The sequence below is a fragment of the Secundilactobacillus sp. MJ173 genome (genome assembly GCF_059704265.1).
This window is the reverse complement of the sequence record NZ_BAAKGN010000076.1, coordinates 1-22,095: the sequence shown is the minus strand read 5'-3', so window position 1 is coordinate 22,095 and position 22,095 is coordinate 1. Positions and strand designations below refer to the sequence as shown.

General features: G+C 43.3%; 18 protein-coding genes. 3 read left to right on the top strand and 15 right to left on the bottom strand.

Annotated elements, in window-relative coordinates; all coding sequences use genetic code 11:
• Positions 1–470: 470 nt before the first annotated feature.
• The 12 genes from lysS to pth form a co-directional block, all read right to left on the bottom strand.
• Positions 471–1,943 (bottom strand): lysine--tRNA ligase, encoded by a 1,473-nt coding sequence (lysS, locus tag AC6H04_RS12510; RefSeq protein ID WP_497571996.1) that lies wholly within the window; start codon positions 1,941–1,943, stop codon positions 471–473.
• 112 nt (positions 1,944–2,055) lie between these two features.
• Positions 2,056–3,051, bottom strand: a complete 996-nt coding sequence (gene dusB / locus AC6H04_RS12505; protein ID WP_497571995.1) for a tRNA dihydrouridine synthase DusB — start codon at positions 3,049–3,051, stop codon at positions 2,056–2,058.
• A gap of 92 nt (positions 3,052–3,143) precedes the next feature.
• Positions 3,144–4,022, bottom strand: coding sequence for an Hsp33 family molecular chaperone HslO (gene hslO / locus AC6H04_RS12500; protein ID WP_497571994.1), 879 nt, complete (start codon positions 4,020–4,022; stop codon positions 3,144–3,146).
• A gap of 354 nt (positions 4,023–4,376) precedes the next feature.
• Complete coding sequence (gene ftsH / locus AC6H04_RS12495) at positions 4,377–6,536, bottom strand: ATP-dependent zinc metalloprotease FtsH (protein ID WP_497571993.1); 2,160 nt, start codon at positions 6,534–6,536, stop codon at positions 4,377–4,379.
• 143 nt (positions 6,537–6,679) lie between these two features.
• A complete protein-coding gene (gene hpt, locus AC6H04_RS12490; protein WP_497571992.1) occupies positions 6,680–7,219 on the bottom strand; it encodes a hypoxanthine phosphoribosyltransferase in 540 nt (179 codons plus the stop codon).
• Positions 7,220–7,232: 13 nt separating this feature from the next.
• The gene (gene tilS / locus AC6H04_RS12485) at positions 7,233–8,588 is read right to left on the bottom strand and encodes a tRNA lysidine(34) synthetase TilS (RefSeq protein ID WP_497571991.1); all 1,356 of its coding nucleotides are present in this window, start codon (positions 8,586–8,588) and stop codon (positions 7,233–7,235) included.
• Between the two features lie 77 nt (positions 8,589–8,665).
• A complete protein-coding gene (locus tag AC6H04_RS12480) occupies positions 8,666–9,166 on the bottom strand; it encodes a S1 domain-containing RNA-binding protein (protein WP_497571990.1) in 501 nt (166 codons plus the stop codon).
• 171 nt (positions 9,167–9,337) lie between these two features.
• Positions 9,338–9,724 carry an FtsB family cell division protein gene (locus AC6H04_RS12475; RefSeq protein ID WP_497571989.1) on the bottom strand — a complete coding sequence of 129 codons (387 nt, stop codon included), beginning with the start codon at positions 9,722–9,724 and terminating at the stop codon, positions 9,338–9,340.
• Between the two features lie 171 nt (positions 9,725–9,895).
• Positions 9,896–10,168 carry an RNA-binding S4 domain-containing protein gene (locus tag AC6H04_RS12470; RefSeq protein WP_497571988.1) on the bottom strand — a complete coding sequence of 91 codons (273 nt, stop codon included), beginning with the start codon at positions 10,166–10,168 and terminating at the stop codon, positions 9,896–9,898.
• A gap of 16 nt (positions 10,169–10,184) precedes the next feature.
• Entirely contained in the window at positions 10,185–11,765 is a 1,581-nt protein-coding gene (locus AC6H04_RS12465) for a putative polysaccharide biosynthesis protein (RefSeq protein WP_497571987.1), read from the bottom strand.
• Between the two features lie 7 nt (positions 11,766–11,772).
• The gene (mfd, locus tag AC6H04_RS12460; RefSeq protein WP_497571986.1) at positions 11,773–15,288 is read right to left on the bottom strand and encodes a transcription-repair coupling factor; all 3,516 of its coding nucleotides are present in this window, start codon (positions 15,286–15,288) and stop codon (positions 11,773–11,775) included.
• A gap of 17 nt (positions 15,289–15,305) precedes the next feature.
• Positions 15,306–15,863 (bottom strand): aminoacyl-tRNA hydrolase, encoded by a 558-nt coding sequence (gene pth / locus AC6H04_RS12455; RefSeq protein ID WP_497571985.1) that lies wholly within the window; start codon positions 15,861–15,863, stop codon positions 15,306–15,308.
• Between the two features lie 341 nt (positions 15,864–16,204).
• Between pth and AC6H04_RS12450 the strand changes: the two genes are divergently transcribed.
• From AC6H04_RS12450 to cbpA, 3 genes are all read left to right on the top strand, one after another.
• Positions 16,205–17,209, top strand: coding sequence for an L-lactate dehydrogenase (locus AC6H04_RS12450; protein WP_497571984.1), 1,005 nt, complete (start codon positions 16,205–16,207; stop codon positions 17,207–17,209).
• 129 nt (positions 17,210–17,338) lie between these two features.
• The gene (locus AC6H04_RS12445) at positions 17,339–18,718 is read left to right on the top strand and encodes a L,D-transpeptidase family protein (RefSeq protein WP_497571983.1); all 1,380 of its coding nucleotides are present in this window, start codon (positions 17,339–17,341) and stop codon (positions 18,716–18,718) included.
• A gap of 257 nt (positions 18,719–18,975) precedes the next feature.
• Positions 18,976–19,617: a cyclic di-AMP binding protein CbpA gene (gene cbpA / locus AC6H04_RS12440; protein ID WP_497571982.1), complete on the top strand. Its 642-nt coding sequence runs from the start codon at positions 18,976–18,978 to the stop codon at positions 19,615–19,617.
• A 152-nt stretch (positions 19,618–19,769) separates the two neighbouring features.
• Here the strand turns inward: cbpA and AC6H04_RS12435 are convergent, their stop codons facing one another.
• The 3 genes from AC6H04_RS12435 to acpS all read right to left on the bottom strand — a co-directional run bounded on the left by AC6H04_RS12435 (position 19,770) and on the right by acpS (position 21,952).
• Complete coding sequence (locus tag AC6H04_RS12435) at positions 19,770–20,156, bottom strand: type II toxin-antitoxin system PemK/MazF family toxin (RefSeq protein WP_497571981.1); 387 nt, start codon at positions 20,154–20,156, stop codon at positions 19,770–19,772.
• A 324-nt stretch (positions 20,157–20,480) separates the two neighbouring features.
• Complete coding sequence (gene alr, locus AC6H04_RS12430) at positions 20,481–21,593, bottom strand: alanine racemase (RefSeq protein ID WP_497571980.1); 1,113 nt, start codon at positions 21,591–21,593, stop codon at positions 20,481–20,483.
• Positions 21,590–21,952 carry a holo-ACP synthase gene (gene acpS / locus AC6H04_RS12425; RefSeq protein ID WP_497571979.1) on the bottom strand — a complete coding sequence of 121 codons (363 nt, stop codon included), beginning with the start codon at positions 21,950–21,952 and terminating at the stop codon, positions 21,590–21,592. The genes alr and acpS overlap by 4 nt, the downstream gene beginning before the upstream one ends.
• Positions 21,953–22,095: the final 143 nt, after the last annotated feature.

Genomic DNA, 22,095 nt, shown 5'->3' with positions numbered 1-22,095 from the left:
TTGTTAATTGCCTTTCGACAACTATTAAATCATATCATGTTGACGTGTTTCTTGTCAACGTTTTTTTATAACTTATTTGAATAGATATTCAAATGTGTTAGCTGTCGGAGACGTTATCTCTTTGACAACGATAACTACTATACCAGCTATCTAAAGCGAGGTCAACACCCAAACACAACTTTTTTAAAAAATCCGCTATGTTTTGTCTAAGCACGATTTAAAAGCGATTTTCTTCAGTTAAAGATGGACGTCCCATTGCTTAACTCACCATCTCTCAACTAAGAAATCCTACCTTTCCCAATTGAGAACTCTAACTGCATTTATATAGAAAACTTTAAACCAAACATCAACTAGCTAAACCCGTTTTCGTACAAAAATATAAGTCAAAGAAAAAGGCCTGACCACGAGCATTATTATACTCGCAGTCAAGCCATTTTCCCAATCTATTCGATTATCATGATTTTAATCTACTACTCTTCTGGACGCATAGTTGGGAACAATAATACGTCCCGAATCGATTCAGCATCCGTCAATAACATCACTAACCGATCGATCCCAATACCGAGACCACCAGTAGGCGGCATACCATACTCCAAAGCTTCAATAAAGTCTTCGTCAATCCCCTCAGCTTCATCATTACCTTCAGCACGTTCCTTAACCTGTGCTTCAAAACGCTGACGCTGATCGATTGGATCGTTAAGTTCAGTAAAGGCGTTCGCAAATTCATTGCCAACGATATAGAGCTCAAAACGATCGGTAAAGCGAGGATCGTCTGGATTCTTCTTAGCTAACGGTGAGATTTCAACGGGATGGCCGTACACGAAAGTAGGCTGATCCAGTTTTGGCTGTACCAGTTCCTCAAAGAACGCATTGATAATATGACCAACTGCCCAATACTCTTCGTAATGAATTCCGTGATCATCGGCCAATTGACGGGCCTCTTCAACACTCATTTTTGGCCAGAAGTCTACACCAGTATACTGCTTAATCGCGTCTACCATATGAATCCGTGCAAAGTCCTTCTTTAGGTCAATTTCATGACCCTGGTAAGTAATGACACCATCATCCGTCACTGCTTTAGCAGCTGCTTTAATAATGCCTTCTGTTTCGTTCATCACATCGTGGAAATCAAAGTAGGCCACGTATGTTTCCAGCATGGTAAATTCAGGGTTATGACGAGTATCCATACCTTCGTTCCGGAATACCCGGCCAATTTCGTAGACACGTTCCATGCCACCAACAATTAAACGCTTTAGGTGCAATTCCAACGCAATTCGCAAGTAAAGATCAATGTCTAACGCATTATGGTGGGTAATAAATGGCCGTGCATTAGCGCCACCAGCTTGATTATGCAAAACGGGTGTTTCAACTTCCAGAAAATCATTGCCATCTAAATAACTGCGGATAGCCGTAATAATCTTACTGCGCTTCTTAAAGCGATCAAAACTTTCTGGATTCGAAATTAAATCCAAATAACGCTGACGGTAGATTTGTTCCTTGTTTTGTAAACCATGGAACTTGTCAGGCAACGGCCGTAGCGCTTTAGAAAGGAACGTCAACTTCGTAGCGCGAATGGTGAGTTCTCCCATGTCAGTCTTAATAATGTCACCTTCGATACCAAGGTGATCTCCAATATCAGAACGCTTGAAAATATGGTAGACTTCATCGCCTAAAATATCTTTACGGACATAAATCTGCATTTTACCGGTGCGGTCTTGTAAATCAGCAAAGCCAACTTTACCCTTACCACGCTTAGAAACCATCCGACCGGCAATAATTGCAGTCTTATGCAAGCCATTGAGTTCGTCCTTATCATCATCACCGAACTCCTCATGCAGTTGTGCTGCTAAGTATGTTCTTTCAAATCGATGACCAAAGGGATCAAGCCCTTCTTCACGTAGTTCGTTCATCTTCTCGCGACGAACTCGTAGTTGGTCGTTCATTTCTTTATCTTTTCCAGCCACACTAATACCTCCATCTTATAATAACTAGTCCGCTATTAATTTTGACAACCCTCAATAAAAAAAGCAAGCTCTTTTGCCTGCTTTTTTCAAATTATCGACCATTAACGGATAATGCTGCCAATTTTTCTAAAAAGGCATCGAAAATATCGTTCATTTCCTGTTCTGATTCCGCATTGTTCAATGCTGCCTTGGTCCGTGCAGAATGTGAAATACCTTTTAAATAATAGGCTGCTTGTCCGCGGAACTCACGCGGCCCTACATAATCGCCCTTCAGTTCAACTAACCGGTGTAAATGTTCCTTTGCCGTTTGAATCTTCTTTTCCGGCGTCGGCTCTGCTAATAATTCGCCGGTTGCTAAGTAATGCTCAGTTTGACGTAGCATCCAGGGATTCCCCATCGCAGCACGCCCAATCATCACGGCGTCAGCACCAGTATGATCTAACATCCGTTGAGCGTCCTCTGCTGATTTAACGTCACCATTAGCCATGAATGGAATAGTCAGTTGATCAGCAACTTCCTTTAAAATATCCCAATCTGCGTGCCCTTGATACAATTGCTTACGAGTCCGACCATGCATTGCTAGTGCCGATGCACCTGCACGCTCTGCAGCTAGGGCGTTCTCTACGGCATAGATATGCTTATCATCCCAACCAGTTCGCATCTTAACTGTTACCGGCTTCTTAACCGCATCAGTCACGTAAGAAACCATTTCATATACTTTATTGGGATCCAGTAACCATTTGGCACCGGCATCAGTCTTCACCACTTTATTTACTGGACAACCCATGTTGATATCAATAATATCAGCAGCGGTGTTTTGATCAACAAACTTTGCAGCCTGGACTAAGGTTTCCTTAGTGCCACCAAAGATCTGGATGCTCATCGGGTGTTCGCTAGCATCCACAAACATCATATCTAACGTTTTTTTATTATGGTACATAATGCCGCGGTCTGAAATCATCTCACAAACTACTAGCCCTGCACCAAATTCTTTACAAATTACCCGAAAAGCCGAGTTAGTTACCCCAGCCATGGGTGCGACAACGACTTGATTTGCTATTTTAACGTCGCCAATTTGCCATTCCATATGCTCACCTCTAAAATTTTCTCTCTAACTTAATTTCTGCGTTAGCTATCATAGCACATTCTGATAACAACTGGCTACTAACAGCAAACGAATTACATTGTCGCCAAAATTGTTTTTAACTCAGCTTCACTAAACTCATACTTGTTCTTACAAAAATTGCAGACAGTTTCAGCGTGATGATCTTCATTAATGATTTGCTCCAGCTGCGTTTTAGAAATACTTGCTAAAGCTTTACTAAACTGTGCCTTTGAACAGTCACATTTAAATGAAACTGGCATCTTATCCAGAATTTTGACGTTCTTTTCGCCGAATAGTAAGTTCAACATATCCTCAGGTTTTTGACCATCGAGCAACAATTCAGAAACCATCGGCACTTCTTTCAACCGCTTCTCTAGATGACTGATTGCTTCATCCTTGGCACCAGGCATAACTTGGACCAGGAACCCACCAGCAACCTGAATACTGTTATCATCATTGACAAAAACTGAAACCCCGACAGCTGAAGGAATCTGCTCCGATTGAGCTAAATAATAGGTAAAGTCATCACCAATTTCACCAGAAGCTAGTGGTACTTGTCCCGTATACGGTTTATCTAAGCCAAGATCTTTGGTCACCGAAAGTGAACCATTAACACCCACAGCTTTAGCCACATCAATTTTATGAAGCTTGTTTAGTGGTAAATTAACGTGAGGATTTTGTAAATATCCTTTAACGGTACCATTAGCATTACCGTCAGCAACGATACCGCCAACTGGGCCGCCACCGTTAATCCGCACGGTCAAAGTATCATCACCCTTTAAAACAGATGATGACAGCATAAGGGTAGCGATGAGTGTCCGGCCAAGGGCAGCAGAAGCAGCGGACCAGGTATCGTGGCGTTGCTGAGCTTCTCGAACCAATTCGGTTGCATCGACGGCGTAGGCACGGAATTGCCCATCGTAAACAACGCTTTTAAGTAAATAATCTGACATAGTGTCCTCCTAAAAGAATTTCTAGAGTAGTATAACACAAGGTGTGGAAGCTGACGGTTAGAAAGTGAAGTATAGCTGTGAATTGGTAAAAATCCTGGGCTTGGATTTATACCGATTCACAGCTATATGTAACTTTCTGTCAGCTGGAACCTGATTAAACCAAGGTGTGGAAGCTGACGATTAGAGAGCGGAATGTAGTGGGAAAATGGCAAAAATCCCGCACTTGGATTTATGCCGGTTTACCACTATATGCGGCTCTCTGTTCGTTGTAGCCTAATTAGGCTACGTTCCATTAACTCTCCAAATTTACCTCACAAAAAAGCGCAAGCCCACGGCCTGCGCTTTTCGTTAACTCTAATCCTTGTCATCGTCTGAATGAACAGCTTGATCACCAGCTTTTGGTTGACTAGAATCACCCTCATCAGAATTAGTCTGATCTGGGGTTTGATCACTATCCGAATCAGACTGAGGATCATCTGAAGTTGGCGTAGTGGTATCTTTATTTTCATTCTTTGCTAGAATTTTAGCTTGACGTTCTGCTTCACGCCGTTCAAGTTCACGCTTAGATTGTTCGAAGGTCGCTGCCTTCTCACTTGGAAATTCACTGTCGTTCTTTTTATCTGGCATTTGACCAGTGTTATAGAGACTGAGAATTTGCTTTTCATCCAACGTTTCATACTTCAACAGTGCTTCAGCAATGATCTTATGCTGCTCACGATGTTCAGAAAGAATCTTTCTAGCGGTTTCGTGAGCTTCATTGGTCAAACGACGAACTTCTTCATCAATGGCTGCAGCAGTCGCCTGTGAATAAGCTGGTGCTTGTCCATAAGCAGCTGCTTCTTGACTGTTAGCACCTTCTAGGGCAACTGTCCCAAGTTTTTCACTCATCCCGTACTGGGTAACCATTGCACGAGCAATTTGCGTTGCTTGTTCAAAGTCATTCGAAGCACCAGATGATTCAGAATGGAAGATCAACTCTTCAGCTGTCCGACCACCCATCAAACCTGCCATTTGTTCTTCGGCGTCCCGCTTGCTCATAAGCATTTGATCCTCACGAGGAAGCATAATAGCGTATCCGCCAGCACGGCCACGAGGAACAATCGTAACCTTGTGGACAACACGTGCGTCATTTAAGACTAACCCAACGACCGTATGACCAGCTTCATGATAAGCAACGGTTTCCCGTTCCTTCTTACTGATAACTCGGTTACGTTTTGCAGGTCCCGCAATGACACGGTCTTCAGCTTCATCAATATCAGAAGCATCAATTTGCGTCTTGTTTCGACGAGCAGCTAACAACGCACCTTCGTTCAGTAAGTTTTCGAGGTCAGCACCGACAAATCCAGGGGTTTGTTTAGCGATTTCCTTTAAATCAACATCGTTAGCTAATGGTTTGTTACGTGAATGAACCTTCAGAATTGCTTCACGTCCGTTGACGTCTGGACGGCCAACTAAGATCTTCCGGTCAAAACGACCTGGACGAAGCAATGCCGGATCCAAAACATCAGAACGGTTAGTAGCAGCCATGACGATAACACCTTCGTTACCAGTAAACCCATCCATTTCAACCAGCAATTGGTTTAGGGTTTGTTCACGTTCATCATGACCACCGCCCATACCGGCACCACGTTGACGACCAACGGCATCGATTTCATCAATAAAGATAATTGATGGCGCGTTCTTTTTAGCTTGATCGAACAAGTCACGAACACGGCTAGCACCAACACCAACGAACATTTCAACGAAGTCTGAACCAGAAATGGAGTAGAACGGCACGCCAGCTTCACCGGCAACCGCTTTAGCAAGTAAGGTTTTACCAGTACCAGGAGGCCCCTCTAGTAACACACCAGATGGGATCCGGGCACCCAACGAAACGAACTTGCGCGGATCTTTCAGGAACTCGACAACTTCGACCAGTTCCTGCTTTTCTTCTTCTTCACCAGCGACATCAGTAAAGCGAACTTTGTTTTCTTTACTGTCAGTTGGCTTCGCTTTGGATTTACCAAAGTTCATGACTTTGCCATTCCCGCCACCTTGGCCGGCCTGACCCATCATCATGTAGAAGAAGAAAATGAACGCGAGAAGAGGCAATACGTAAACTAGTAGGTTTACCCAGAAGCCACTGGACTCTTCAGGCTTGGTGTTCATCTTAACGTTATGATCCCTTGCATAACGCGTTACTTCACTGACACTGGAGTTGTTTTGCAACATCGCAGTGCTGAAGTTTGTAACCTTAGAACTGGTATTGCCACCGAGCGTAAAACCAGTCTGGGTCTTAGCCTTTTGAGCTGTCCGATACTCACCGGTAACTTTATAAACGCCACCAGAAGGTTGAACGGAAAAGCTCTTTACGTTGTTATCTTTTAGTTGTTGGATGAACTCGCTTGATTGAATATCTTGGGATTGCGAGCTTGAGTTATTTCCTTGAAAGAAGTAAATAACACCCATGACCAACAAGAAGATCACAATGTAGAAAAGACTATTTCGAAAAAGCCCATTTCTTCGATTGTTCATTTAGTGCCTCCTTACTTCGATTCCCTGTTTATTGGGAACGAAACTGAGGGACGATTCCCCCCGTTGATAAAAATTATACTATCACATTTGACCTTATTTGACTAATGTTTTATTCGGAAATTTGACCTTTTTTGACCAATCTTTTAATTCGCGTAAACTTCCGGTTTTAAAACCCCGACATAAGGTAGATTTCGATAGTATTCAACGTAATCAAGACCGTAGCCGACTAAGAATTCGTTTGGCACATTAAAGCCAACGTAATCAGCCTTAGCTTCAACTACCCGGCCTTCTGGTTTATCCAAAAGCGTGCAGACTTTTAAAGATTTAGGATGCCGTTCAGATAACCGCTCTCGTAAGTATGCTAAGGTCCGGCCGCTATCTAAAATATCTTCAATCACTATCACGTCTCGACCACTAATATCAGTATCAATATCGTGAACTAACGTTATCTCTCCGGTTGAAGCGGTACCGCCATGATAACTGGACACGTCAATAAAATCGATGTCTGCGATAAAATCAAGTTCTCGTAACAGATCAGTCATGAAAAAAATAACGCCCTTTAGCACACCGATGAACAGCGGTTTCTTACCCGCATAGTCACGAGTAATATCAGCTCCCAAACGTTGGCAGGCAGCTTTGATGTCATCTTGGCTGTATAAAACACGTTCGATATCGTTATTCATTAAATTTGCTCCTCTAGTCAGATTGTTTTAAAACCAGTTCGTAGTTAGGTTCAGTTAAATTCCGAGTGCTGCGCTGCAACCCAATCAGCCACAAAACTTCGCCCTTAGCCGTCACAATCACTAGTTGCTGTGACCGTTTTGACCGAGGTATCTTATGATCGATCAAAATTCGACGAACGGTCTTATGACCACCACCTATAAGGCTAATGCGGTCATCCGGTAAAGCCTGTCTAACTACTAAAGGCAGTTCATCCGGCTTCAATTCAAGTGTCATGTGACACCGTTTCAACTGTTCGGTTGTTTTGGCTGATTCAAGACGCGCTTGTAACCCCTGCGATAACTGAACCCACTGGTTAGATATTACCACAATTCTATCTGCCGGTTTGTGATTTTGGGGAACTTTTAATCCCGATTTAATTGAAAAGTGATCGTAAACTTTTTCTAAGCTCTTGCCATTAGCTAAACTCAATTCACCACTGGGCTTTTTCTCATTATTTAACAGCTGAATAGTTTCTTCAACATAGACATCTGTAACGGGAAGATCAGCCCGCTTAAAAATCGCTTTTAAAACCGCTCGTTGTTGAATTAACGCTAGCTTTTGCCACCGCAAAACACTGTACGTCCCACCATCACTGCGTATCTTCTGCAATAATTCCTGAGTGCGCTCATCAGCTAACTGAATGGTTGCCGTCAGCTGTGCTGTGTACGCCTGGACGTGCTCAAGAAAGGCAGGGTTCTCCTGCTTAAGAAGCGGTATCACTTGATGTCTGACACGATTGCGAAACACATTATCTTTTTGATTGGTCTCATCTTCATACCAAATTAAATTTGATTGTTCTGCATAATTTTGAATCTGTGCTTTGCTAAAAGGCAATAATGGTCTAATTAATTTGCCATCTTCAAAGGACTGTTCGGGCAAAATGCCTTGCAACTGTGTCAACTGACCTCCGCGAATAAGCTTCATCAACACCGTTTCAGCTTGATCATCCGCATGATGAGCTGTCAGCAAACAACTAGCCTGGTACTGCCGCATCAGTTCTGCAAAAAAATCGTAGCGAAAACGACGAGCTGCCGCCTCTACTCCGGTCTGTGGATGATTAGCAACCGGCCACTGAGCTACCTCCAGCTGAAGGTGATACTGCCGACAGTAATCGATCATAAATTGCTCTTCAACCTTACTTTGCAATCGTAATTGATGGTTAACGTGAGCAACCACTATTTGGGGGCGTACAACGGCCGGCAACTGCTGCATCAACCTTAGAAGTACCATGGAGTCGACCCCAGCCGACACAGCAACGATAACGGTTTGGTTCGAATCAAACCACTCTTTCTGAGTAATCGTTGCCTTAAATTGTTTTGCAATATCCATTTCGTATTCCTCATCAATTAAAAAAAGAAGCATCCCTCACAAAAACGGACGCTTCAGTTCAATTGTTATCTGATAAATTAGCTCCGACGGCCACCACGGCCACCGCGCTTCCCTTCAGTATTACGTTTAAGGGTTGCTAATCGGTCTTCACTTTCCTTCAGAAAGCCAGACATTAAATCATCGAAACTCTCCTTATGGTTCGAATTCGAGTGGTTGTTATTTCGGGAGTGTCCACCACCGTTGTTGCTATTACGATAATGACTGTTGCCACCACCGTGGTAATTGTTGTTATTTTCATGATGCTCGTGACTATGATGTTCGTGCTCCGCATGGCCCTCAGGTTTATCCTGAGCCTTACGAATTGATAATGCAATCTTGCCATCATCACCAATACTGAGAACCTTCACCGTCACTTCGTCGCCAATGCTTAAGACATCGTGAATATCTTTTACGAAGCCATCTGAGACTTCGCTGATGTGCACCAATCCAGTTTTATGATCACCTAAATCAATGAACGCACCAAAATTTGTGATGCCTGAAACCTTACCAGCAACTTTTGCTCCAACCTCGATTGCCATAAACAAGAATTTCCTCCTTAAATTTGTACTAATAGTATAGCACATTTCTTGTCAAACAAGCCTGAACATGGCACGGATTTTTAATCGAAATCTCATTTCAAACGTAAAAAGGAAGCTGGTCCACAAGCTCCCACTTGAAACCAGCTTCACCGCAATTCTAATACAACTTTTCTACTTTGCCGTCACATCATTTGCTTTATCGTTAGGCAGACTGTAAATCGTCTCCCCTGCTTTAGCAAAATAATACTTCGAGCGAATGAGGTTTTCTAAATAATCCTTGTTATTCAAGAGTTTGACATGTTCATTCAGATTCTGATGGGTCTGCTTCACCCGTGCAAGCTTTTGCTGCTGACGTGTAATTTGGACGTTAGTCTGGTTCATAGTATTCTTGGCATGCACGATTTGCACACCCAAAATGAGAAAAGCAAGACAGAAACCGCAAATAATCGTCAGTGCACGTCTTTTGCGTTTCTTACTTAGTACCGCCTTATGCGTATTCTTCTTCACTTCTCTTGTGTACTGATTATCAAGCTGTGTAATGTTTGATCGTGTCACCATCTTAACGCCCCCCACGTCAATATCCTTATAATGAAAGTATATCAACGATATTATGGGTTGTCTATGAGATTTAAAGCGGATTCACGCAATGTCACAGAACTGTAATAGTATCGGTACAAAACTGATCAGTTAAAGTGCAAAATGTAACGACCTCTTATGGAACCATGTTGTTTACTCGTTACGGTAATCTTTTTCGTAATCCTCAATAACGATTTTAAACATGTTTTCTGCATCTTGTTTCTTAGTGGTTTCCAGTAGTTGCAGTACCTGAACAGTCAAAGTTTTGTTACCGAATTTAATCACCAAAATATCATTGGGTGCAACATCCGTAGATGATTTCGCCACCCGATCATTAATCGTGATCCGGCCCTGATCAGCAATTTCCTTAGCAACAGTGCGCCGTTTGATAATTCGCGAAACCTTCAAAAATTTATCTAATCTCATTGTGAACCCTCCGAGTTTATTGTTTAAACCAGCGTAGCCAGCGGTCCGCTTTGGGAAGCAGCAGCCACTCGCGTAGCGTTAGTAATTTTAATTTTAAAGCAAGCAGCATAAAAACCAGTACACCAACTATGACACCCAGCCCTGAATTCAATAATGCCGTCATTCTTGGTGACCAAGCAGCAGTTAATAAGTTGCCCAGTGGCATGACAGCCCTGACTGCTAGTAACATGATTGCCGAAATCAGGATCAGTTTAAGTAAAAAGCCCCGTTTAAAAGCCATCAGTTGTTCTTTACGCAACTGCTGCGTCAAAAAACCAGCCATGCATAGTAAAGCAAAAACGGTGACCCAGCTGGCACCAATTGCACCAAACCTAACAACTGCCCACTGGTTAAAGATCGTTTTGACCACCAAGCCAATCACTAGCCCGGCAATGGTGACTACAAACTGATTAAGGCTTTGTAAAATACTATTGTCGATCATGATTAACGTCGCAAACACAATACTTAAAACGTATACCGACAGCATGCCATTCCCCTGCTGATTGCCAAACAACAAAACGTTTGCTTCAGGCATTAGCGCAATCAATCCGACTGCGGCGGCGGTGGCAATGGTCACACTCATCCTAATCACCGTATTTGCCTGCCGAACAAATTGGTGACGCGACCCGTGATTCAGTGATTCTGTCAATGATGGCAACAGTGAGGAAGAAAATGACGTGGCAACCACCAACCCTAATTGCACTAGTGGCTGTCCACGGTCGTAGACCCCCTTGATTGATTTGGCAATCAGCGGTGGCAGTCCTTGGATCATGAGACCCCGCATAACTGTAAACGAGTCAACCAGTTGTAATAACACCATCATCGAAGCGAATAAACTAATCGTACCGCCTTCAATCAGCAGTCGTTTTGCTAAATGACCATAACTTCGATCACCAGGTTGATAGGCGAATCCGAGCACCTTTACTCGCTGACGGCGAACGTAGAACACCATCACCATGGTAGCGAAAACCGCTGCAATCGCAGCACTACTCATCGCCCACGTCCCCATCCGGTAAACGTCCCACTGATGTCTCATGGCCCAATAGGCCACGAATAAAATCACAATCACGCGGACGGTTTGTTCTACCAGTTGGGAAAGTGCCGTGGGCCGCATATCGTATTCACCTTGAAAATAACCTCGACTAACCGCTAAAAACGGTGAAAACAAAAACATCCAACTCACCGAACGAATAATCGGTGTCAAACCAGGATCGCCCATTGCGCTGGCAATCGGTAATGAGAATCCCTGTAGTCCCAGAAACAGAACTAATGAGAAACCAGCCAAGATAACGAAAATTCGAGAAATCAGTGCTAGTTTGGCTTCAGCCGTTTCGTTTTCAGCCACTAACTTCGAAATAAACATTGGCAAACCGCTGAGTGCAAAGGTCATTCCGATGCCATAGATGGGATAAATTTGCTGATAGACATAAAAGCCCGTATTCCCCACCATGTTCTGGAAGGGAACCCGATAAACTGCACTCAAAATTTTGGCAATCAGCGATGCTACAGAAAGTAATAATGCACCTTGCATCACTGTCTTCATTGTTTTACGTTGCATAGTCCACCTATTTTGTCGTTGTTTTAACAGCCATGTCACTTAATGCTTTAACGAACTGATTCAATTCAGCCATCCAATTCTGCGCGGTCATCTTCGGTTGAATCACTAATTTAACTACCAGTTTGTCATTTGAAAGTCCAACCGTTGCCTTTAACTTCGTATTGGATAATGCTTTGAAGACGTCTTCGCCACTAAAACGTTCCGTCCCTTTCACGGAGAAGACCACTTCGATTTGATCTTTAATGCGATGAATTTTTTCAATCAACGCTTCATCAGCCTGAATCTTAATTTGACTAATCGCCAACAAATTGGCGACCTCAGTCGGATATTCACTAAACCGGTCGATCAAATCATTTTGCACTTCGGTAATATCTTCAGGACTTTCAATTTGTCGGATCCGTTTGTACATTTCAATCTTTTGCTGCTGATCGGTAATGTAAGTATCTGGCAAATAAGCTTCCAAGCCAAGTTCCACAGTGGTGTCCGTCTTTGGCTTCGCCGTTTTACCCTGTTTCTTGGAAACGGCATCCGTCAGCATTTGCGTGTATAGATCATATCCAACCGAATCGATAAAGCCACTCTGCTGTTTACCCAGCAGATTTCCTGCCCCACGAATGGACAGATCACGCATGGCGATTTTGAAACCAGATCCTAATTCAGTAAAGTCCTTGATGGCTTCAAGCCGTTTCTCGCTAACTTCTGTCAACACTTTGTTAGGCTGATACATAAAGTAGGCGTAGGCTACTCGGTTGCTTCGACCGATTCGTCCCCGTAGCTGATACAACTGCGAAAGCCCCATGTGATCAGCGTCTTCCACAAATAACGTGTTTGCGTTTGGAATATCCATACCCGTTTCAATAATCGTAGTGGTGACTAGAACGTCATAATCACCGCGAATAAAGTCGTATAAAATGCCTTCCAGCTGAGCTTCGGTCATTTGCCCGTGAATGTAGCCCACTTCCGCATCGGGAACTAAGGCTTTAATCTGACTCACGGTCTCCTCAATGTCTCCAACCCGATTATGCAGGTAAAAGACCTGACCGCCACGCTGCAGTTCTCGCCTGATACCGTCTTGAATCGCACCGGCATTTTGTTCCATAACGTAGGTTTGAATCGGGAACCGGTTGGCTGGTGGCGTTTCAATAACTGAAAGGTCTCGCACCCCAAGCATCGACATGTGCAACGTACGGGGAATCGGGGTTGCTGTCAGCGTCAAAACATCCACCTGGGACTTCATCTGCTTAAGCTTTTCTTTATGCTTAACGCCAAAACGCTGCTCCTCATCAACCAACAGCAGTCCAAGGTCCTTAAACTTCACGTCTTTCGACAAAAGTCGGTGAGTCCCCACCACGACATCGATACTACCATCTTCTAGACCATGAATAATTTGATGAACTTCTTTGGTTGTTTGGAAACGAGACAAAATGGCAACATTGACAGGAAAGCCTTCAAACCGATTGGTCATAGTGTCGAAGTGTTGTTGCGCTAGAATCGTTGTCGGCACAAGAAAGGCGACTTGTTTGCCAGCTTCAATGGCTTTAAAAGCAGCTCGCAAAGCAACTTCAGTTTTACCGTAACCCACATCACCAACAAGTAGACGATCCATGGGTTTAGCCTTTTCCATATCATGCTTAATTTCTTCAATACTCCGCAATTGGTCGGGTGTTTCTGAATACGGGAACTGATTATCGAATTCTTCCTGGTAAGTATCGTCGTGAGGAAAGGCGTAACCCTTTTCTGAATCACGTTTGGCATAAAGCTCAATTAAATCATCCGCAATGTCTTCAATTTTGGCAGCAACTTTTTTCTTGGTTTTGGCCCAATCGGAGCCACCCAATTTGTTGATATGCGGTTTCTTGTCTTCTGAAGAAACGTACTTCTGGATTAAGTTTAACTGAGTAACTGGAATAAACAGCTTGGCATCGTTTTGATAGGCAATGGTCATGTAATCCTGATGAACACCATCAACTTCCAGTGTCTGCATGCCTTCAAAGCGACCAATCCCGTGATTGACGTGAACCACGTAGTCGCCAGGCTTCAAATCCGTATAACTCTTTAGTCGTTCTGCATTTTGCATGGTTTGCCGGCGACGATGATGTTTCGTCACCTGCTTAAACATTTCTGCTTCAGTAATAACAACTAACTTAGCATCCGGCAATTCAAATCCAGTCTGACTGGCCGCTGGGATAATTTGAACGACACCGGGCTGAATATCACTAGCCTTAGTCATCACGGCGTTAATGCCAAAATCATCAAGTGTTTGTGAGACTTTATTGAGCCGTTCTTCGTCAGCCATCATCATGACAACGGTTTGCTTCGATGCTTGCCAACGGTTAATTTCCTGCTTTAAAAGCGGCATTTGACCAAAGAACTGCTGCATGGCACGTGTCTTGATTTCAATCAGTTGATCAAAGCGCATGTTCCCCATACCCTTTTGAAAGAGAGCAAAGAAAATTTCGGCATGATGATCACGTTTCAGCACGTCTTGGAAACGTAAACCAAACTGCTGCTCACTAAAAATCTGGTGCGCACTTAACTTATCAACGATCCAGTTAGCCTCATCCGTTTCCAGTTGCTTATTGGTATCACGCAGTCTGGGATAATCATCGATCAGTAATAACCCATTGTCACCCAAATAGTCTAACAGGTTAGTCTTACCAAAGAAGTCGTGAGCAAACAGTCTTAATTCAGCAGAAACATCCCCCTTAGTTAAGGATTCAATCAAGGGGGTAATACTGTTGGCGAGTTGCTCACCATCTTCATCAGGCAATTTTTTTCGTTCTTTAGTTAACTTCTTATTGAGTTCATCAGCAGCCGTCTGCCGCTCCTCCGGTGTCATCAACATGTCAGTAACGGGGTGAATCGTAACGGCGTCAATATTTTCTACGCTCCGTTGGGTACTGGCATCAAAGTAACGCAGTGAATCGATCTCGGTGTCAAATAAGTCTACTCGAACGGGATATTCTGTATCTAACGGATAAACATCAATAATCGAACCCCGAATGGCAAAATCACCTGGCGCGTCCACTAATTTTTGTCGGGTATAACCCATCCGCAAAAGGCGTGCAGTTAAGGCTTCTAAGTCAACCTCGCCGCCCGTCTTTAATGGGATCTGGGCCTGACTGAATAGTTGGGGATCCGGTAATTGTCGCCGCAAACCCGAAACCGACGTCACAATGACAGCCGGTTTATCCTGAGTTAATGCGCTGAGCGCTTGAATCCGCTGACTCTGAAAATCAGGAGAGCTAGTGGCAATCTCTGCAGCCAACAGCTCTTCAACTGGGAACTCGAATAACTGATCATCTGTCAGCTGACCACTCAACTCATCTGTCAGCTGATCAGCGTGATACATGGTGTCAGTCACAAAGATCATGGGGCGCTGTTCTTTTTGCATCAAAGTCTGAATCAATAATGACCGCGCTGATCCAGCGATACCCGTTAACAGCTCACGGCCTTTTTGATCAAAGCCTGTCACGAGTTGCTGATACTGCGGCATATTTGCAAAAAAATCTGCAAGTTGCACTAAGCTTCACTCCTTTACTAATTATACTGGTTCATCAAATCGGGAATCGTTTCACCATCAACCCAATCAAACAGTGCTGAAACGGCATGGTCCGCGGCAACATTAAACGTCGCACGTTGTTCTTCGGTAAATTTGCCAAGCACATAGTTGACCACCGTGCTCTTTTGCGGATGCTGAATACCAACCTTGATCCGGTTAAATTCCGAAGTTCCTAAAGCCGCAATAATACTCTTAATGCCATTATGACCGCCAGCAGAACCCTTTGGTCTAATTCTGATGCGCCCTAGAGGCATATCCATATCATCGTGAACCACGATCAAATCGTCGATGTCCAGCTTGTAAAAGTGCATGAGTGCGCCAACTGCTCGCCCTGACTCGTTCATAAAGGTGGTTGGTTCAACTAACATCACCTTTTCACCGTTCACTTGACCAGTGGCCAGCTTAGCTTCCATCTTCCGGCTAGTAAACTGCAAACCCGCTTTCTGTGCGAATTGCTCCACGACCATAAAACCGGTGTTGTGTCGTGTCTGCTTGTATTGTGGACCAATGTTTCCAAGTCCAACGATCATTTTCATTATTAAATACGCTCCCTATTCCTATCATTTTTACATTAAAACATGCAAAATAGCTGAACGGTAGTTTCAACCGTTCAGCGTAAAAGATTCTTACGAACTCTAAGCACAAATATCAAGACAAAGTATAGCATACGTCACCGCTTTGTGCATATTATCTTGTCTCAATCAGAATAATCATCCGTTTCGAATCCCACAGCTTGAATACTGACTTGTGCAGTCAAGTTTCAGGCGAAGGTCTATTCCACTAATCACACGGATTGCCGAAAACATTAGCTTTCACAAAGTTACATAATGAAAGTTGCATTTCATAGCATCAATTGTTGGTAAGCGCTTACTATTTCATGATAAACTACCCCTGTAAAAGATTAACTATTTTGAAAGAGGTGGGTACATTGTCAAAATCGCATCAAAAAGTTGTCCTAGTTGGGGACGGTGCCGTGGGATCAGCTTACGCATTTGCAATGATGCAACAAGGACTTGCGGAGGAGTTAGTAATCGTCGATGTTATTAAGGAACGCACGCACGGAGACGCACTAGATTTAGAGGACGCCCAGGCATTCACATCACCTAAAAAGGTTTACTCGGGGGAATACAGCGATGCCAAGGACGCCGACTTGGTTGTCATTACAGCCGGTGCACCTCAAAAGCCTGGAGAAACCCGGTTAGACTTAGTTGATAAAAATCTAAAGATACTGAGTTCCATTGTAAAGCCAGTTGTTGATTCTGGCTTTAACGGTATCTTTTTGGTTGCAGCTAACCCGGTAGATATTTTAACCTACGCAACTTGGAAATTCTCCGGTTTTCCTAAGAACCGTGTGATTGGCTCAGGTACTTCGTTAGACACTTCTCGGTTACGTGTCGCGTTGGGTAAGAAACTGAACTTGGATCCCCGCAGTATCGACGCCTACATTTTAGGTGAACATGGTGACACTGAATTCGCAGCCTACGATGAAGCAACTATTGGTTCTAAACCCCTTCGCCAAGTTGCAAAGGAAAATGGTATCACCGATGCAGATCTTGACGAGATCGAGGATCAAACGATGCATAAGGCATATGAAATCATTAACGCTAAGGGAGCTACCTACTATGGCGTTGCTACCAGCCTGATGCGGATCACAAAAGCAATTTTCCGTGATGAAAATGCAATTCTACCTGTTGGTGCAGCATTAGATGGCGAATATGGTCTTGATGATATCTTCATTGGTACACCAGGGATCATTAACGCAACCGGCCTAGCTGGTGTGATTGAGGTACCATTAAGTGAAGCAGAACAAGCAAAGATGAAAGCATCAGCAGATACTTTAAAGAAAGTTACAAAAGATGGTTTGGCGGCACTAAACGGCTGATAATTAGTCAAAGTCTGCGACATCAAGACTAGTACCTCCTATTTTAGGGGGTACTTTTTTAATCAAGGTGAATTGAGTTTTAGTCGAATATGCCTTATCCTTATAGATGACCATAAGGAGGATCAGAACATGACACATCGATCACGTTGGGTCTCCGCGGGTTTAACTGTAATCGCGATTCTTGCAATTGGTTACGGTTGGCGAACGGCCCATTATAATAGTCACTTCTTGAGTGACACCCAAATCGGTGGTATTCAAGTAGGTGGCCAGACTGCCGAACAGGCAGCCCAGACTTTAAAAACGAAACTGTCTAATCAAACTTATACAGTTGAGGAACATTCAAAAACACTGGCTCAATTCACTTCCCGTGAAGCTGGTGTCAAGGCCTATTCAACAACTCAACTTAAACAGCTGATTGCCAAGCAAAATGCCTATAGTTGGCCAATGCACACTTTCAGTGCTTCGGCTGATGATCAAAGACTCAGTGCCAGTGCAATGGACGATTCAGATTTAACTGCGTTAGCCAATAAAATTGTCCAAGTTGCTGGTACTAACCGGACGGCAACTCATAATGCTAAACTGGTGTACAAAGGACATCAATTTACCATTGAAAAACCGGTTTATGGTACTGAAATCTCCCAAGCTTCCGTGAAGGCTGCCCTCACTAAAGCGATTGAAACTCATGAATCAACGATTAATTTAAAACAGGCTTACGTGAAGCCAACCGTTTTGGCTAACAGCAAATTACTGGTTAGCGCAAAAACAAAAGTTGAAAAATTAGCCAAGAATAAGATCACCTACCGGATCACAAATCATTCGGTACAGATTCCTAAAGACACAATCGCCAGTTGGCTAACGACTAAGAATGGTCATGTCACAACTTCAAATGCGCAAATCACCAAATATTTGACTAAACTAAGTTATCAGTATGGTACGATTCACAAAACCCGTCATTTTAAAGCTCATGATGGTAAAACCGTTAACGTACCTGCTGGTTTATACGGCTGGAGCATTAAAGTTGCTTCTGAGACACCGATTCTTTCAAAAGCAGTGCTAGCGGGCAAGCCTATTACCAGGACACCTGTTATTCAAGGTACTGGCTACCACAAAGATGGCTCTGATCTTGGCAATACTTATATTGAAGTTTCCAAACCTGCCCAGCACATGTGGGTATACAAAAATGGCAAGGTGATTATTTCAACTGATGTCGTTACGGGGAAACCCGTTTCTGGTACAACGCCATCCGGTGTCTGGGACGTTTGGAGCAAACAGCGTAACGCTGTGTTACGTGGTAAGAACGACGATGGTTCTAATTACGCGTCACCCGTGAAATATTGGATGCCAATCGATGATACGGGTGTTGGGATTCATGATTCGCCATGGCAACCACGCTATGGTGGTAATTGGTATCTCACACACGGCTCACATGGCTGTGTCAATACGCCACCATCGGTTGTTGGTAAAGTTTACGCTGCAGTGCCATTGCACACACCAGTTGTTATCTACTAACCCATGTCATTATCTTAAATAAAGCACCTGCTATTCAGTTTTGACTGATCAGCAGGTGCTTTATTTTGATTGGATTCAGACGAAGCTCTGATGGCCGTTTTTTAATTCTACCGCTACGCTAAGATTTTACGTATTCTAATTTGATTCACCAGCGATTATTCCCCAATAAACCGCTATTCAGTTGTTTCTCGGGTGATTTTTATGTTATGATATTTCTAGTTTATTAGAGAGTTCTAATTATTAGGAGGTTACACCCAATGTTGTTGAAATCCTTGATCAAGCCTAAAGAGCGACTCGTGACCGTACAGGAAAACGTCACTTTAGAAGAAGCTCTTAAGATACTTGAAGATTCCGGTTATCGCTGTGTGCCAATTTTAGATGAAACCGGGACAATTTTCCGGGGTAACATCTACAAGATGCATATCTATCGACATAAGTCACGTGGCGGTGACATGAAATTGCCAGTGACAACCTTATTAAAAAACGCCACCAAATTTATCAAAATCGATGCTGCCTTCTTCAACGTCTTCTTCTCGATTAAAGATCTCCCATACATTGCGGTACTTGACGCGGAAAATAAGTTTTATGGTATTTTGACACATACTCGACTGATGGATATGCTTTCACAATCGTGGAACGTCAACATTGGTTCCTACGTGGTTACCGTTGTTTCGCCAGGTACCCGTGGTGATTTAGTGGGTATTGCCAAGATTATAACCAAGTACACCAGCATCGCCAGTGTGATCAGTCTTGACGCCCGGGATGGGGAATTAGTTCATCGAATCATGTTCACCCTACCAGCTGACGTTGATCAAACAAAACTTGATCGCATTGTTCATGCTTTGGAACGAAAAGATTTCAAGGTATCCGAAATTGAAAATTTAAATCACGAGATTTAATGTTAAGTTAGCCTATTAATTTAAGTTTTCATTCAAACAGCAAGATAGCGCCCGATTCCAAGAGTTTTCACGGAATCGGGCGCTATCTTGCTGTTATTTTAGAGACTAATTAAATAATGTTTCACTTTGTCACTATGTAATTTTTCAAGAAATTAAGCTCGTTTATGCTGCTTATAATCACTCTTTTTGTTTAACCCGATGCTCACTTCTAAAGCGTGATCAACTTGTTGCATGGTAACATCATCTAGCTGTGCCACATGATCCTTTAGTCGTTGCTTATCAATCGTACGAATCTGCTCCAACAAAATCACCGAATCTTTTTCAATACCAGTATGATGAGCTTTGATTGGCACGTGAGTCGGCATTTTAGGTTTCGAAATCCGCGCTGTTATGGCAGCCACAATTACGGTTGGACTGTAGTGGTTACCAATGTTATTTTGAACGATCAATACCGGCCTAACGCCACCCTGTTCCGATCCAACTACAGGCGACAAATCGGCATAATAAATATCGCCGCGTTTGATCTCATCATTTGCCATCCTTTCATCCCCTTGTTCATTCGCCACTACTCGTTATGATCCGCCAGCAATAATTGAGTGACTTACTTTTTGGTATCCGGTGATCAAAGACTCTGTCATAATCCTAAATCAGTTGAAAGCTGAGACCTGAGAAGCTAGAATCTAGGCCTATCCCAAACAATTTAACATTGATAACCATACTAATCAATGAACATACCTAGTATGCTATAACTTCTCATGATAGATTCCTATTTCTCCGTTACTCATTCTTATAATTCTACCATTGCCATCAATAAAAAAGAACCCCTTGCCCGGTTTTGATTGGGTAAAAGGTCCGCTTGAGATTTAGTTAAGATAAGTGCGTTTTAATCGCTGAGTAAAACCGCAGGCGATTTCATAATGGATAGTCCCACAATAATCGGCCACATCCTGCAAACTAATCGTTTTGCCATGATCTTCACCAATCACGGTTACCGATGTTCCAACCGGAAATTCACGCGGTAATCGAATCATCAGCTGGTCCATACATACCCGACCAATAATTTCGCAAAACTCACCGTTAACCAGTACATGAAAGCCCTGCAACCTGCGCTCATAGCCATCGGCATAGCCAATCGGCAGTGTTGCTACCCACTCATCTTCTTGTGCCGTGTACGTAGCGCCATAACTCACAGAATAGCCTTTGAGCAATTTTTTAACAAACACCATTTTAGTTTTGAGGCTCATGGCAGGTTTCAATGAAAAAGGGACGGTTAACTCTGTACCAGATGGATTCAAGCCATACGCTGCTACCCCATAGCGAATCATATTGCCATTACAGGCATCATGCCAAAGACTGGTAGCAGAATTAGAAACATGCACGTACTTGGGACGAGAGGGTAAAACCGCCATAAACGCTTCCCACCGATTAATCTGCAGTTCAAAATAAGCAGTATCAGCCGCATCTGCCTTGGAAAAGTGAGTGAAGATCCCTTCAAAGTTAAACTGTGGTTTCTGATCAAGGTACTGAACGGCTTGGTGTAACTCTTCGGGATGCTGAAAGCCAATTCGTCCCATACCCGTATCCAATGCCAGGTGAACGGCCAAACAATGATTTTCAGTCAAATAGCGACTGGCCTCTTCTAACCAATCGATCGACCCCACCGTGGCTGAAATCTGCTGACTTGCCATCAGGTCTGCAAACTGTGGCTCAGTAATGCCTAACACTAAAATGGGGAGATTAAAGCCAGCCTCTCGCAAGGTTAGCGCTTCATCTAAGATAGCCACGCAAAAGCCGGTTGCTCCCGCTTTTTCTGCTACCTTAGCGACTTGAATCAGACCGTGGCCGTAACCATCCGCCTTGACGACCTGAAAAAGTTCAACGCCGGGTTTCAACCGGGCTTTTTCGGTAGCAATATTATGATAGATGGCCGACTGATCAATAATCAACTGAGTAGGCCGATGAATACCAATTGTCATTCTGCTGAGTCTCCTTCTAGCAAGACTTGTGTCATTACTAATTCACGAGTATGCGATATTGAAACAAATCCCTTGCCGTTAAAAGGATGCTTCACCAGTTCGGGTTTACCCGTTTCATCATCTAAAATTTCGATATCTTGAAACGAAACTGCGCGACCAATGCCGGTTCCAAAAGCTTTACTGTATGCTTCCTTAGCAGACCAGCGACCAGCAAGAAATTCTGCACGGTGTTTCGTATTTAAAGTTTGGTAAACTGCTATTTCGCTGGGCGTCAATACCTTTTTAACAAACCGCTCTTGATCCGCTATCTCACGGATACGGTTAATTTCTTCAAGATCTACTCCAATTCCGTATATCAAGCTAGGGCCTCACTTTCACACTAATTTCGTCTTTTTAATTTTACCACACTCACCGAGCTGATTGACATGACACCTACTCACGCTTGGTTGACGCTTTTTCACTCGCTAATTTTTAATTTTCTAATATAAATGTGATTAAAAAA